Annotated in this window: 7 protein-coding genes; all 7 read right to left on the reverse strand. The window is 67.6% G+C overall.

What is annotated here, in order from left to right; genetic code table 11:
- Nucleotides 1-1,277: 1,277 nt before the first annotated feature.
- The 7 genes from IT371_15845 to IT371_15875 all read right to left on the reverse strand — a co-directional run bounded on the left by IT371_15845 (nucleotide 1,278) and on the right by IT371_15875 (nucleotide 14,900).
- Nucleotides 1,278-2,894 carry an HlyD family efflux transporter periplasmic adaptor subunit gene (locus IT371_15845; GenBank protein ID MCC6749134.1) on the reverse strand — a complete coding sequence of 539 codons (1,617 nt, stop codon included), beginning with the start codon at nucleotides 2,892-2,894 and terminating at the stop codon, nucleotides 1,278-1,280.
- Nucleotides 2,895-3,076: 182 nt separating this feature from the next.
- A complete protein-coding gene (locus tag IT371_15850) occupies nucleotides 3,077-4,177 on the reverse strand; it encodes a PilZ domain-containing protein (GenBank protein MCC6749135.1) in 1,101 nt (366 codons plus the stop codon).
- A gap of 107 nt (nucleotides 4,178-4,284) precedes the next feature.
- On the reverse strand, nucleotides 4,285-6,510 hold the full coding sequence (locus IT371_15855; GenBank protein MCC6749136.1) for a hypothetical protein: 2,226 nt from the start codon (nucleotides 6,508-6,510) through the stop codon (nucleotides 4,285-4,287).
- A 175-nt stretch (nucleotides 6,511-6,685) separates the two neighbouring features.
- A complete protein-coding gene (locus tag IT371_15860; protein ID MCC6749137.1) occupies nucleotides 6,686-8,854 on the reverse strand; it encodes a hypothetical protein in 2,169 nt (722 codons plus the stop codon).
- A 25-nt stretch (nucleotides 8,855-8,879) separates the two neighbouring features.
- Nucleotides 8,880-10,646 (reverse strand): carbamoyltransferase, encoded by a 1,767-nt coding sequence (locus tag IT371_15865; protein MCC6749138.1) that lies wholly within the window; start codon nucleotides 10,644-10,646, stop codon nucleotides 8,880-8,882.
- 117 nt (nucleotides 10,647-10,763) lie between these two features.
- The gene (locus tag IT371_15870) at nucleotides 10,764-13,223 is read right to left on the reverse strand and encodes an HlyD family efflux transporter periplasmic adaptor subunit (protein MCC6749139.1); all 2,460 of its coding nucleotides are present in this window, start codon (nucleotides 13,221-13,223) and stop codon (nucleotides 10,764-10,766) included.
- A gap of 96 nt (nucleotides 13,224-13,319) precedes the next feature.
- Complete coding sequence (locus IT371_15875) at nucleotides 13,320-14,900, reverse strand: HlyD family efflux transporter periplasmic adaptor subunit (GenBank protein ID MCC6749140.1); 1,581 nt, start codon at nucleotides 14,898-14,900, stop codon at nucleotides 13,320-13,322.
- Nucleotides 14,901-15,040 lie beyond the last annotated feature (140 nt).

A 15,040-nucleotide genomic window follows, 5' to 3' on the forward strand; every position in this document is an offset into this window, starting at 1 on the left:
GCAGAAGAAGAACCTGAAGGACCTGATGAAGCTTCGTGAGCTCGACAAGCGCATCGCCCCGGGTGGCTGCGCGAGCGCCTCGCGGTACAACTGGGCGTAGTCGACAACTGTCTGGCTGGACCACGGCTCGCGGGTGAAAACCCAAGAGGCCCTCACCTCGGCGCCCTAAGTCCTACGGGATATGGGCGGCTGAAGTAGACGGAAAGATACCATGCAGAAGAAGAACCTGAAGGACCTCCTGAAGCTTCGTGAGATGGACAAGCGCATCGCTCCGTGTAACGCGCGCAACAACCGCTACAACTGGGCGTAGTCCACTGCTGTCTGGCTAGACCCCGGCCCGCGGGTGAAAGCCCGCGGGCCGGCACCTCAACGCCCTAAGTCCTTGGGGGATATGGGCGGGCGATGTAGACGGACAGCTCACATGCAGAAGAAGAACCTGAAGGACCTCCTGAAGCTCCGTGAGATGGACAAGCGCATCGCTCCGTGCCGCGCCCGCAATAACCGCTACAACTGGGCGTAGTCGCATACTGACGAGTCGGACCAATCAACCGCTTGTCATGCGGCGCGGCTCGTGAGAACGTTTTATCTCGGCTGGAGGGGCTGACTGTAGCTTTCTTCGAAGGAACGCGCGGCACGTGGGTGAAAGTTCTCGTGCTCTGAAATCGACACCCTAAGTCCTTGGGGGATATGGGTGAGCGACGATGACGGAATGAAACCATGCAGAAGAAGAACCTGAAGGACCTCCTGAAGCTTCGTGAGATGGACAAGCGTATCGCTCCGTGCAGGGCGCGCAACAACCGCTACAACTGGGCCTAGCCGTATAGCGCTCTCGGGTCGGGGCAAACGACCGCTTGTGACGCGGGCTCGGTCGTGAGAACGTTTGACTTCGGCTGGAGGGGCAGGCTGTAGCTTTCATTGGAACGCGCGGCACGTGGGTGAAAGCTCTCGTGCTTCGGACTCGACGCCCTAAGTTCCTCGAGGATATGGGCGAGCGACCAAAGACGGAACGATACCATGCAGAAGAAGAACCTGAAGGACCTCCTGAAGCTTCGTGAGATGGACAAGCGGATTGCCCCGTGCAACGCGCGGAACAACCGCTACAACTGGGCGTAGTCCGTATCGTAAGAACGGCCTAAGCACAGCGTAACATCCCAAGACAGGCAATTCTGCAGCCGGCCCCTCCGCCGAACCTTTCTTGCAGCACCTTCAGCTTCCATCTAGCCGTATAGCGGAGCGGGCCGCTGGCCTCGCCCGCAAAGACCCTCGAATCCCTCTCGTCAGATGACCAGCTCGACCCTCACCCAGCGAATGATTCGCCGCGTGATGAGATAGAGGATGGAACGCCTCCCCGCGTAGATCTTCGCGTGCCCGGTCATCCCCGGCTTGAGCAGCCGCCCCGCGTTCTGGATGTCGCTCGAAACGCGCACGGTGTTCACGAGCTCGCCTCGCTCCACCTTCTGGCCCACGGCCAGCACGCGCCCCCAGAACGAGCGCTCGGGATATGCCGTTACTTTGACTTCTACGCCGAGGCCCGGCCGTACCGCGTCGAGCTCGCGCTCCGGCACGAAGATGTCCGCCCGCATCACGGCCGAGTCGACGACCTCGACCACGGGATCCCCCGTCCGGACGTGCGTATTCACCTTCTCGTCCATGCGCGGCGTCACGACCCGGCCGGAGATCGGCGCGTAGATCCGACTCAGGTCGAGCTGCGCCCGCTTGAAGCGCAGCTCCACCTTGTAGTGCTCGATCTCCGCCTCCGTGGCCTCGATGGTCTCCGAACGGCTACCCGCACGCAGGAGCGTCAGCGCCGCCTGCGCCTCCGCGTATTCGCGCCGCCGCACCGCCACCTCGCGCTCGGCGGCGTCGAGCTTCTCCTTCGTGACCAGGTTCTGCCTGGCCAGCTTGCTAAGTCGCTCGGCCTGCTTGACGGCGAAGTGCACCTCCGTCGCCTTGGTCGCCACCGCTTGGCGCGCCTGCGCCAGCTCCTCTCGCCGCGCACCATGCCGGAGCCGCTTCAGCTCCGACATCGCGCGACGCATCTTCGCCTCGGTGTTCTCCAGATCTGCGCGGTAGCCGTGATCGTCGAGGGCCACCACGAGCTCGCCCTTGCGGATCTCGTCGCCTTCCTTCACGTGCACGTAGCGAATCTGCCCGCTCAGCTTGCTCCGCACCACGACTCTGCTGCTCGGAACCAGCACGCAGCGCTCGTTGACCCAGAGGTCGAAGGGGATCACGGCCAAGGTTGCGACGATCGCACCCAGCGCCACCAGAACGAGGAGCGCCCGCCACCGGCGTCGTCTCCGCTTCGTTCGGGCCGCCTCCTCGATCGCCCGCTCGTCCTCGGACGCGCTCTCCGCCGCCTCAACGTCGACCGGCCTCTCTCCCTCCTCCGTGATCTCGGCGTCATCCGGTAAGGGGAGCATCTGCTCGTCGGGAGACGCGACGACCTGGGTGGGGTCGTCCGCCGTGAGGATATCCTCCGCCCCATCAGTGTTCTGATCGTCCCCGTCCTGATCCTCCCCGCCGTGCTCTGACCCAGGCGCCGGGATCGGGCCTCCACCTACGTCCGTCTGCTCCTCCGGCTCTTCCAGCGTCGAGGTGCCAAACCAATCGAGCGCCTCGGCCGTCGGACCCACTCCTCCCGGCGTCGCCTGATGCGCATCGCGCATCTCCTCGACGAGGAAGTGCAGAGAGCGCAGTCTCGCCACCAGGGTCAGCAGCTCTGTCGGTGATGGGTCCCAGCCGAGCCGCGCGCGAGCGGCTCTCGCCACCTCGGGCAAGGATCGCTTGCCGTCGAAGAGCGAGATCACGCGGTACTGGCGCTCGGTGAACTCGGCGGCGCCGGTCAGGCCAGGGGCCGCGACCCGCACCACCTTCCCGCGCGCACCGTCCATGGATTGGATGCGCAAGTCAGAGCGAAGCTGCGGTCGAGTCGAACCAGTTGACATCTATCGTCGCGCGCCGCAGGCGCCACCGGGGCACCGCCATTCGGGCGTCGCCGCCCGGGCGAACGCCTCGCCGTCAACCGAGTCCCAGCGGCCTGGCGCCGCAGCCTAATGCGGTTGCCCCGGGGCCCCTAGGGCTTATCCGCTTGGCCCTTGCGCTGTCGCGTGAGGAAGGCCTCAAGGGCAGCGCGGTCTGGGTCGTTCATGGTGAACGAGATGCCCATCGCCTGGGGATGCTCGAGCCCCTCCGCCCCGCCACCGTGCCTCACCACCTCGCCCACGCACCGCATGGACCCATCTCGTCCGAGGAGCAGCAGCTCGACCTTCGTACCGACGCGGAGCGGATCGAGCGCCGCGCCGCGAGGATAGACGAGCGCCCCGAGCGAGGAGATATCCCGCACGCCGTAGTAGTTCTGTACCTTCGAGCCGAGCTCCGAGAGCCTGACCTTCAGGCCCGCCGCGACCTTCGAGTCGCGCGCAGATCCGCGGTCGGTGAAGGGCTTCGGCGCCGGCGCTTTGCGGCTCTGCACCTCGGCCCGCGCCGCCTCGCGGCTCACTAGCGCCGCCAACTCGGCTTCGATCGCCGTCACCAGGGCCTCGTCCGGCGCCTCGAAGTGCGCCCCCACGAGCAGCTCGTTCCCCTCGAGCAGCCGCCGAACCACGGTCGCCGCCAGCTCGTAACTCCGATCGTTGGCCAGGGTGAAGCGCACCGTGCAAGCCTGCCCGATCGCCGGACCGTCGGACCCCTGGACACGGGCCAGCACCCCTGTCGTGCTCAGGTTGACCCCCCAGGCCGTCCACTGCTTTCCGTTGGCGCTGAAGTAGACGAGGTTCGAGAACTTGTAGCGGGGCGCCAGACGCAGGCAGGTGCCCAGCATGCGTTCGAGCTCACCGAAGACGCGGCCCTCGACCTTCGTCTTCCCCGTCACGATGATCACGTTCGGAACCCGGTACAGGTCCCTCAACCGCCGGTCGTCCTTGATCGACACGACGATCATGCCCGTGCCCGTTTGCGGGATCATCCGCGAGAGAAGGATACTCTCCGGATGGGCGTGGTCTGCTATCACGACCCGCGGCCAGTTGCCCTCCTCGACCCACGGAGGCACCTCGCTCAGGCGTCGGACGTGCTGTAGCTGGATCTCTGGCTTGGCGTTGAGCTCGATCAGCAGCTTGTCCAGCGTGCCATCCGCCAGCGCCAAGATACGATGGTAGACATGACCCGTCTCAGTCACGACGTTCTATCCCTTCCCTGCGTCCATGGCGACCTCTGTCTGAGCCATCCCCTCGGCTCGCGTCGGCCGACTGCCCCACCTTCGCCCTGACGTTATCACAGCGACCCTCACTTGTTAGGGTCTTCGTCCCACAGGTTGACCGCCGGCCTCTCGCCCCGTTCGTGTCCCCCGGAGCTCCCCCCCCCACGCGTCCCCGCACGCGCGCGTTGCATCTTCGGCACGTTCAACTGATGCACGAGCTCCGGCGCGTCTCCGCGCTTGGTGATGACCTTCAGCTGGCCTCCCGTGGTCGCGACGTAGGCGACCTCCTGCTCGGCCACCCGGCGATAGTCGGCAGCGTCGCGTACGCGCCGGCCCTGGATTGAGAGGATCAGGTCCCCCACGCGCACCCCGAGGTGCCGCAGCATCGAGCTCGACTCGAGCTTGCTCACGATCACGCCACCCGTCAGGTCGCCCCGCCAGCCGGCGCTCGGGAAGACGCTCAGCACCGTCGCGCCGAGGCCCACGGCGGAGCTCGCGTAGTGCTCTGCGAGGCGGGTGAGCGCGGACTTGGAGATACGCACGCGTGCCCAGACGCGATACCGGTCGCCCGCCGCGGTCCGGGTGCGCTCCCAGTAGAAGTCGGCCGGGTCGGGAGCCGCGACGTGCGCCGAGCTCCAGGCGAGGTTCGCCGCCACGCGCTGCTGCCGCTTTCGGACCTCCCCCCTCACGCGCTCGATCTCGCCTCCGTCTCCCGAGATCAGCGCTCGCTCGAGCTGCTGCAGGTAGTTCCGGCGATGTCCCAGGAAGAGCGGGGCGACGATCTCGCTCCAGCCCGCGTCGCGAATGGAGGTCCCCACGTAGTCGGCGATGAGATCGTGCGCCGCGGCCTGCGCCTCGGTGAAGGCCAGCGTCTTATCCCCTGCGAGCGACGAGTCGGCCACCGCGTAAAGGTAGTCCCCGTCGTGGTAGGTCTTCTTGTCCCTCCACTCCGGCGCCTGGGGATGGCTCGACTCCGTCGTCGGCTGCTCGGTAACGCCTCCACGAGACGGCCCTTCCCCTCCGCGCCTCGTCCAGAGCAATGCGGCCGTCGTCGCCCCGCCAGCGGCGAGGAGCGCCACGAGACCGAGCCCAACGAGACGCGTCGGCGCCCCGCCCGAGCTGGCTCGCGCGACGGGCGGCGCCACGGTTCCGGAGGCCGCGGGCGCAGCGGGCGCGAGCGCGGACTGCAGCTGCGGCCGTTCCTGCTCGGCGCGAAGGCGCGCCTCCGCCACCAGGTCTCGGACCTCCTTCGGGGCCATGGGCTGCGAGAGGCCCGACGCCCTGACCAGCACCGAGTCCTCGGCCGCGCACTTCGTCGTCCCCTTGCATTCCGTGCATTCGAGATCGGGCGCCGACGCGAACCTCAGCAGGTCGTGGAAGGCGTCCATGTCGATCTCGCGCCGCAGAACAGTCGCGCAGCGACCGCACCGGTAGGGCAACGACAAGGTCACCACGTCGGCGGGGGTTACCAGGTCTTCGGCCACATCCAGGTCGCCGAGCAGGGAGGCCGGCATCCCACAGATCCAGAGCCGCTCCACGAGCGACCGGGACTCCGCGATCAGCTGTCGCCAGAGCTTCCGCCCCGCGGTGGGCACGCGGCGCACACCGATGACGTCGAAGACCACCTCGCCCTCCAACCCCTCGACGACCTTCGAGGCCGGAAAGGTCTCGTCCACGTCGCCGGAAATCTGCACCAGGGTGCGCGCTCCAACGACCGTCTTCTGGACCTTCGTACGTCGCGGGGTGGCCGCTATCTCGTGGTCCAGGTTGCGCGCGAGAAAGGCCGCGACCTCCTCGGGGATGCGACTCGGGGTCTGGCGCGAGAGGTACGAGAAATAGGTCTCCGGGTCGTCGCTGAAGCGCATCGTGCCGCCGCACGACTCGCACGGCGCCGGCTTCGGATTCCGCCCGTGGATCTCGTCCCGGTGCGCCACCATGTCCATCAACCGCGCCTGGTCGGCACCGCAATCGTCGCAAAGGTAGGGCGCCTGAAACGACAGGATCTGCACCGACTGCATGAACCCGACGACGAGGTTCGCGTTGTCGATCACGCGCGGCGTGCAATCTATCGCATAGGCCTTCACGTCGCGCTGGTGCATCGCGCGCAGGAAGTCCATCCACTGGCGAATCCCGAACGAGGTGATGCGGCGTATCCGGCTCAGATCCAGAATGACCACCGCGCGCACGCGCTGGGCCAGCTCCTCCGCCGCGAAACCCTCGTCGACGACGCCCTCGATTCGGAGGAGCGTGATCTCCCCCTCCTCGGTCTTGAGAATGTCGAGCTTGGGCTGGACGGCCTCGGCCGGCGGCATGCGCTAGGTCATTCCGTGCGTAATGGGTAGCTGAGCGACGGACAACCGTAACACCCTCGGTGCATCACTTCAAGTTCTGCACCGTTGTCGGCGCTGGCGCGTAGCCCGCGCGCATCCCCTCGGGTGCGCGCTCGTGGTGGGATCTGCTCCGAACTCTCACTCGCGGCGCAGGCTGTCACGCGCCCCGCACCACGAGCGAGGCCACCTCCCCGAAGACGGGGTGGAAGTGCGCGGGCAACCCCCTCTCGAGCCTCTCGACGAGCTCGGCGATCGGCCCCTCTCCCTCGCGCGTGACCAGCGGCCACCGCAACACCAGATCGTTGATGCCTCGCCGCACCAGCCCCGCATCGATCCGCACCCGGCCCGTCGTCCAGCCGGTCGCCACGGAGATCGTCCCGCACGCCTGCCCGTTGACCAGCACGCCCACGCTCCGCGGCGACGCGTCGCGGTGCGAAGCGGGTGACAGCCGAAGGGTGATCTCGGCCTCCAGGGTCTTCCCCCCTTCCGTCGGCAAGAAGAAGCTCGAATCGGGCCACCACGCGCGAAGCGCGAACGGCGCACCGATCGTCCCGCCGTGGCTCGTACGGACCACCGAGTCGCAGTAGAATTCGTCGGCCAGGTCCAGGCCATCGCTCCGTCGCCCGTGCGTCGTACGGAGCACGGCCTCAACGATCTGCTCCCCGGATCGCCCGTGGCGCTCGAGGGTCCGCAGGATGGCGCGGATGGTCGGCCCCGACAGCTCTCTCAGCCCATAGGGCTTCGTGCTGAAGCCATACGGCGAGCCGTACACCCGCCGTGCCCCACCGGCCAATACCGGCGAGCACCGCGCCAGACGCGCGAGCGCGAAGTCGACCATCGTATCCAGGATGCTCGGCGAAAGCGTCACGGCCTGCTCGAGGAGGAAGTCGGCCAGGTCTCCGCGGCGCGCCCGGCTATTCAACGCGTCCACGTTGTGGCTCGCCGCGTGAAGATACGCGCGAGCCCGTAGCTCCGCCGACGGCGGGTTGAGCGCAGGACCGTGCTCGAGAACCTGGCGCCACTCGACCTCCCTCTCGTCGGTGCTGCCTGCGGCCCGAAGCACCCCGGCGGCCACCGCCGCGGCCGTGACTCGAAGACCCTCGTAGGACATGTGGCAATAGTCGAGAAAGAGCCGCCGCCCGGGCACCGGTCCGCCCGTGTACTCGGCAAAGACCTTCGGCAGGTCGACGCGCGTCCAGCCATCGAGCGCCTCGCTCTCGCGAAAGATCGCGGCCTGCTCCTCGATGAGCCGCGCCGGAAACTCGATCGTCGCGTCCCACCCCGACGCCGCTGCATCTCGCCGAAACGCGCGCTCCGCCTCGTCCCACTGGCCGAGCCCGAGCAGGGCCCGCCCGAGGAGATGCTGGCTCGAGGCGCACATGCCGCCGTCCAGCTCGATCATCCTCTCCGCGAGCGACACCACCTCGCGATACTCGCCGGCCGCGAGGAGATCCTGCCCCTTCTGGTAGAGCGCATGCCACGCCGCCGTGCCGCCCCCCGGCAGCCAGCAGACGGGCTGCCGCGCCTCCCAGTCCGCGAGGTTGTCCTCGGGAATGACGAAGACCCCCTTGATCCCCGCCACCGTGACGATCTCGTTCAGGTTGTGGATCGTATCGTCCGAGTAGGTCGCGGAGCGCCGCACCATGGCGCGGGCCAGCTCCGGTATTCCGCCCTCGCGCACGAATTCGGCGTGACCTTGCGCCGAACTCACGTCCAGATGGGCGTGGGTCCGAATGGGCCAGTTATTGCCCGTCATGAATACCATGATATCGGGCTTCAGCTGCAGAGCCTCGAGGGCGATCTCCACCGTGCCGGAGGGCGTCTGCGCTATGCGCGTAAGATCGATGATCTCAAAGATGCCTGGCCCACGCAGCGCCTGTAGCTGGTCTTCGATCAGCGAGGCGAGCGTCCGCTCGGGCAGGTGAAAGAGACCGGCTGCTGCCGACTCCCCGAAGTAGCAGACGCGAATCGGCAAGGGCCCACGCCGGGGGTACAGAGTCTGCCGGCAAGACCAATCCTCGTCGCAGTTGATATGCGGCTCGTACGATCGCTCGAAGCGCAGCTCGCCATCCTCGCCCCGAACGGGGTTCCAGATGCCGATCGGCGTGGCCTCGTCCTCCTCGGACGACGACGCCTCCGGGCCCGAGCTCGCCACGTCGCCCCCACCGTCCCCCTCTCCGCTGGCGGGCAGACCCTCCATCGGCGGGCTGGTCAGCGTCCCCGTCGCTTGCAGCAGGCGTACCGTCCGGAGCCCATCCGGACCGGTGAGAAGTCCCGCCAGCGCCTCACAGCGCTGGCGTCGAGGGTCCTTGTTCGTCTCGTCCATGGGAGTATTCCTCGAGCTGCTCGGCCTAGAAGAAGGAATAGATGGTGGGGCTGATCTCCCCCGGCGCCTCTCCCACCATCGGAGAGTAGTTCAGCGAGCGCAGAAGCGGCCGCCACTCGGCGGGCAACGCCCCGCGGTCGACGATGAAGTCCTCTAGCACCACGGCATCGATGTCCGAGTTCGCCATGCAGCGCAGCGCATCGTCCGGAGTGCAGACGATCGGCTCCTTCCGCACGTTGAAGGAGGTGTTCACGATCATCGGACACCCGGTCCGCCGATGGAAGGCGTCGATCAAGGCCCAGTACCGCGGGTTGTCCGAGGCGGAGACCGTCTGCGGACGCGCGGAACGGTCGACGTGGGTCACGGCCGGCACGTCGATCTCGGAGGTCACCTGGCAGGTCTCGAGCATGAAGGGGGAACGATGATCGAGCGCGAAGTGCTTCTCGGCCTGCTCCTCGAGCACGCTGGGCGCGAAGGGGCGGAAGGCCTCCCTCTTCTTCACGAGCTGATTGAGACGTTCGCGCATGTCCGCGACCCGCGGATCGGCGATGATGCTGCGCGCCCCCAGCGCCCGCGGGCCGAACTCCATCGCTCCCTGAAACCAGCCGATCACCTGCCCTGCGACCAGCCGGTCGACGACCGCCTCGAGCAGCTCGGCCTCCCGCCCGCGGAAGTCGAGGGCCGGGAGCTCCATGTCGGCCAGGATATCGGCCACGCGCTCCGAGGAATACGACGGGCCGAGGTAGACGTGCGCCAGCCGTTCTCCCGAATGTCGGCGGCCCGTGAGCTTGGCGTGGGCGAGGGCCGCCGCCCCGAGGCACGCGCCGGAATCTCCGGCCGCCGGCTGCACGAAGAGCCGCTCGAACGGCCCATCTCGCAGAACCCGACCGTTGGCCACGCAGTTGAGCGCCACTCCCCCCGCCATGCAGAGATTCGGCGAGTCGACCTTCGACCGCAGGTACTGCGCCTTGGCCAGCAGGACCTCCTCGAGCACGACCTGCATGCTGCGCGCCACGTCGTGGTGAAACGGCAGAATCTCCGACTCCGGGGCGCGCGGCGGCGTTCCGAACAGCTCCGCCAGGGCATCCGAGAACATGCGCGACTCGCGGAGGAAATCGAAGTAGCGCATCGAGAGCGCGTACTGACCGTCCGGTCCCTCGGTGATGAGCTCGCGCACCTGGTCCACATAGCGCGGCTCCCCGTAGGGTGCGAGCCCCATGACCTTGTACTCGGCGCTGTTCACGCGAAAGCCGAGATATCCCGTAATTGTGCTATAAAGCAAACCCAAGGAATTCGGGAAATCGACCTGTTCGAACAGCTCGACGCGCGCGCCGTTTCCTCGCCCGTAGCTCGTGGTCGCCCACTCGCCGACGCCGTCGACCGTGAGGATGGCGGCGTCCTCGAAGCCCGAGTAGAGGAAGCTGCTCGCCGCGTGCGAGAGGTGATGGTCGAACAGCTCGATGGGACCCTCGTAGCCCAGGCGCTCCCGTATCTCGAGCTCCGGGCGCTGCGCGTCGAGCCAGGGGAGCGACGGATCGCCGCCGACGGGCATGCCCGTCCAGAGCTGCCGCGAGAGCTTTCTCGCCGGCAGCTCATAGTAGGCGATGCAATGGAGGTCCTGAATGCCGATGCCGCCCGCCTCGAGGCAGAACCGGAAGGCCGCCAGGGGGAGACTGGAATCGTGCTTGATGCGCGAGAAACGCTCCTCCGCCGCCGCCGCTATCAACTCACCGTCGCGTAGCAGGCAACAGGACGCTTCGTGATAGTAGGCGGAAATGCCCACGACGTTCATGGTTGGGTCTCTCCGCACCTCGCGGGGAGGTGCCTCGCGGGCCTTGGGGCCCAGCTCTCGTTCGACGTCGTTTGAGTCGGATGATCCTCGGGCAACTCCTCGAGGCTGTCAACTCGACTAGAGGAGCCCCCACAGGTCGACCTTCAGCAGGCGCCACGCCGGCCGGAACAAGACCTTCGCCAGCGGAACCGGCTCGAGGACGATCTCGGCGCGACCGGTCATCCCCCCCACCAGCGCCAGCGACTCCGGGTTGTTGACGGGGCAGCGGGTCTCGAAGACGCGCCCGTAGCCGCGGGTGGCCGTCGCCTTCTGACCCACCTCGTTGACCGCACACTCCACCGTCTGGTCCGACGGCAGGGCCCAGAGCTTGAACCGCACCGGCGCGCCGACGTGCACGTCGGCGACGTCGTCGGCAGGAGCACGCAAGATGGCCTTCATGCGCCGGGCATCGGCAATCTCGAAGAGCCCCTCGCCGCTACCCACCCAGCGCCCCACGAACTCGGCGGGTCGCACGGTCAGGACCCGCCCGCCGATCGGCGCACGCACGACGCTGAGCTGGATCCGCCGCAGGAGCACTGCCTCCTCCACGTCGGCGCGCGCGAGCTCGGCGCGCAAGCCGAAGATCTGCTCCCGGGGAGCCTTCGCCGCCACCGTGCGCAGGCGCGCCACCGCCTCCCCGATGAGGTTCTCGCTCGAGGCGAGCTGCCGCCGCGCCACCATCTCCGCCTCTTGCGTCGCCCCACCCGCCGAGGCCAGCCTGCGCGCCCGCTCCCACTCGGCCGCGGCATAGCGCGCCCGGGTTTCTTCCAGCGCCACGCGCGCCCGCGCGACCTCCAGGCGAGGGCGCACCGCGCCACGCTTCGCCTCCTCGAGCTCGAAGCGAACGATCTGACGGGCCGCACGCACGGCCGCGAGCTGCGCCTCGAGCTGCGACGTATCCAGCCGCAGGAGCGGCTGCTGCCGTGCGACGGCCTGCCCTTCGGCCACGTAGACCTGCGCCACCCGGCCCGGCTCGCTGGCCCGCGCCATCGCGTGCGCCCCGGGCTCGAGCGTCACCGGCGCCTTCACCTTCACGCTCCACCGGACGAGCCCCATGATCGCCACCGGCGCGCCCAGGATGAGGACCAGTTGCACCAGGTGCGCCGGACGGAAGAAGGCTCCGAGGTTGCTCCGCAGGGTGCTCCAGAACATTCGCGCGAGCGGGAGGATGATGCCACCGACGGACCCGACGATGATCCCCGCGCTGATGGCCACGCCCCACCCCCCGAGGTTTGCCACGAGATAGACGCAGATCACGCCCAGCACGAAGGAGATGAGGATGTAGAGGCGCCAGAGCGTAGCGGGGATCTGATACGCGACGTACAGGGCGCGGATCGCCCCGCTCACCGGCGGCAAGATATTCGTTCCCGTGAGCAGGGAGATGAGAGCAGCTTGCGCGTAGCCCGCGGCCTCCTGGTAGAGGTTCGGCCGGCGGAGCAGATCCATGAGGATGTAGTAGCCGTCGAGCTTGATGAAGGGGACGAGGTTCAGCAGCGTTTGCAGGGCGGCAACTGCCGCCACCACCGCACCGATCGTTCCGGTGAAGGTCCCGGGAGCCGAGACACGCCAGAGGATGGTCCAGAGGGAAGTCATGAAGCAGTCGCTGATGATCCCCGCCAGCGACACGAAGACGCGGTTTCGGCGCGAGAAGAAGTAAGCGTCGCTCACGTCGCAGTAGGCCACCGGAACCATGTAGACGAAGGCCATCCCGATGGACTTGACCGTGCCACCGAAGTGCTTGCACGCCAGGCCGTGGGACATCTCGTGAAGGAACACGGCGACGGTGAGGTAGATGACGGTCGTCACCCCGACGGTCGAAACCCCGAGCGCGGAGACACTCTGCTTGATCTCCTCGGTGTTGGCCAGGAGGATGGCGACCCCCGTCACGACGGTGCTCGCCCATACGAGGAGAAAGGCAGGCGAGAAGACGAAGCCCCCGATCAGCCCATCGAGCCGCGTCAGGAACCGATCGGGGTTGAAAAGTGCGCGCCGAGTGGCGCCGGCGAACTCGCTCTTGCCGGCCGACGATGCCCGAATCGTCAGGCACGCGCGCTGGATCGCATCTCGGAAGCGCTGGGCCCGCGCGTTCTTCGGGAAGCGCTCGAGCACCCGATCGAAGCAGCCGAGGGCGCGCTGGGGATCGTTGCTGTGGAGAGCCTCGAGCCCCTCGGCAAAGAGGCTACGCTCCTCGGATCGATTGGTTCTCCGGTCGGACGCCTCCCGCGACGCCCGGCGGCGCTCCGTGGTCCCGATCGAGAAGCCCTCCTTGACGAGGTCCTTGCGCGCGATGGCGGCGATACGGGCCTGGATCTCGGGGCTGCGGTAGTTGATGGCTGTCACCACCATCAGCTGGTTGCGTCGCAAGACGTCGACGAACTCGGCGACGTCTGTGACGTCAACCTCGACCTCGAAGCTCTCGGACAGGTCGCGCGCCACCTCCGCTATCGACCGCGTGCCGTCGAGGCGATTCAGAATCTCGATCTGGAAGAAGTTGAACTCGAAATAGCGATCGAAGATGGGGTCCTTGACGATGTGCACCCCCTCCACATCCTGTGAGGCTCGGATGATCACGTCAGGACGCAGTCTAGGGCGATACGTCCGCGCCACTATCCCACTCCGCTTCGAGCACGGGGCTCAGAAAACGAACTCCACGCGCATCCACCGCATCAGCCTGCGCGTCGCCAGGTGCAGCACCGATCGCTTGCCGCAGTATATCTTGGCATTCCCGGTCATCTCGGGCTTGAGAATCTCGCCGGGATTGTGAAGCTCGCTGACCACCCGCATGCTGTTGACGAGCTGACCGACCTCGACCTTCTGGCCGATCGAGACCACCTTTCCCCAGAAGCTGCGCTCGGGATAGCTTCGTACCTTCACTTCGACGGGAAGGCCCACCCTGACCGCGTCCAGCTCCCGCTCCGGGACCTGGATTTCCGCCCTCATCACCGAGGTGTCGACGATCTCGACCAGCGGATCCCCGACCCGCACCTGGATGTTCTCCTTCTCCTCCATGCGCGGCGTCACGACCCGCCCGTCGATGGGGCTCGTCACAGTGGCCCGGCCGAGCTGGAGCTGTCGGTAGCGGAGCTCGGACCGGTATTGCTCGATCTCCGTCTTCTTGGCGTCAATCGTCTCGCTTCGGTTTCCCGCGAGGAGGAGCGCCAGGGCGGCGCGCGCCTCCTCGAACTCCCGCCGACGCACGGCGAGGTCACGGCTCGCGGCCTCGAGGCGCTCCTTCGAGACCAGGCTCTGGCTGGCCAGACGCCTGTTCCGGGCCTCGGTGAGCTGCGCGAAGCGCACCTCGGTGGCCTTGGTCGCGACGACCTGGCGCGCTTGCGCGATCTCCTCGCGCCGCGCCCCTTTCTGCAGCCGAGCGAGCTCGGCGGTCGCCCGCCGGACGCGCGCCCGCAGCTTGTCGATGTCCGACCGCAACTCGCGGTCGTCGAGCTCGACCAGGCGCTGGCCCCGCTTGACCCACTGCCCCTCGCGCACGCCGACGGCTCGAATGAGCCCATCCAGCTGGCTGCGCACGACCGTGCGGTGCCCCGGGATGAGCTCGCAGGGCTCGTTCACCCACAGCCGGAAGGGGGTCAGCGCCGCCGCGCCGACCAGCAAGCCGAGCACTCCCACGGCCACAGCGAGCCGCACGAGCCGGCGCCTGCGCCGCGAGACGACGGCCTTGAGGACCTCCTCGTCCTCCTCGTCCTGCTCACTGGGCTCCCCGGCCTCGTCGGCCTCGCCCTCCCCCGGCGCTTCGGTGGGGGGCTGCTCCGTTGGCACCTCCCGGGAGCCTTTCGCCAGGGCGCCCTCCGGCACCTGCTCCGACTCCTCGGAGAGGTCGGCAAACGAAGCGCTGGCCGAGGAATCGTCTTCGACCGGAAGGGGAGGGGGGGCAACGCGCGCCCCCGCCGGAGCGAGCGGCCACCCGCGAACCTCCGTCCGCTCGTCATCGACCGGATCGGCGTCCCCGGGGAACCACTCCTCGGGAGACATTCCCGGGGCCAGGCCGCCGCGCGGCAGGGGCACCACCACGCTGCCGTCGTGCACGAGCAGCTCGAGCGAGCGCAGGGTGGAGACGAGATTGTCCAGCTCGTCGACCGAGACGCGGACACGGAGTCGATCTCGCGCCTCTCGGGTGATCTCCTCCAGCGAGCGTCTGCCGTCGAGGAGCTGGAGGATCTGATACTGCTGGCTCGAGAAGGTCGCGGCACCAGCCATGCCGCTGCAGCTCACCTTAACCAGACCTTCCGCGGATCCACGAAGGGGTTGCACCAGCAGGTCTGGGCGCAACTGAGGTCGCTGAGCGGCCATATCTCCCGTCTGACGACGTGTGTAAGCGGAGGATATCACATCTCCGG

It is taken from the genome of Deltaproteobacteria bacterium (assembly GCA_020848905.1).
Lineage (GTDB): Bacteria > Myxococcota_A > Polyangia.

Bases quoted from the DNA above. Each gene is read 5' to 3' on its own strand.
- IT371_15845 (MCC6749134.1), bottom strand. From the start codon at position 2,894: ATGGACGGTGCGCGCGGGAAGGTGGTGCGGGTCGCGGCCCCTGGCCTG.
- IT371_15855 (MCC6749136.1), bottom strand. From the start codon at position 6,510: ATGCCGCCGGCCGAGGCCGTCCAGCCCAAGCTCGACATTCTCAAGACC.
- IT371_15860 (MCC6749137.1), bottom strand. From the start codon at position 8,854: ATGGACGAGACGAACAAGGACCCTCGACGCCAGCGCTGTGAGGCGCTG.
- IT371_15865 (MCC6749138.1), bottom strand. From the start codon at position 10,646: ATGAACGTCGTGGGCATTTCCGCCTACTATCACGAAGCGTCCTGTTGC.
- IT371_15875 (MCC6749140.1), bottom strand. From the start codon at position 14,900: ATGGCTGGTGCCGCGACCTTCTCGAGCCAGCAGTATCAGATCCTCCAG.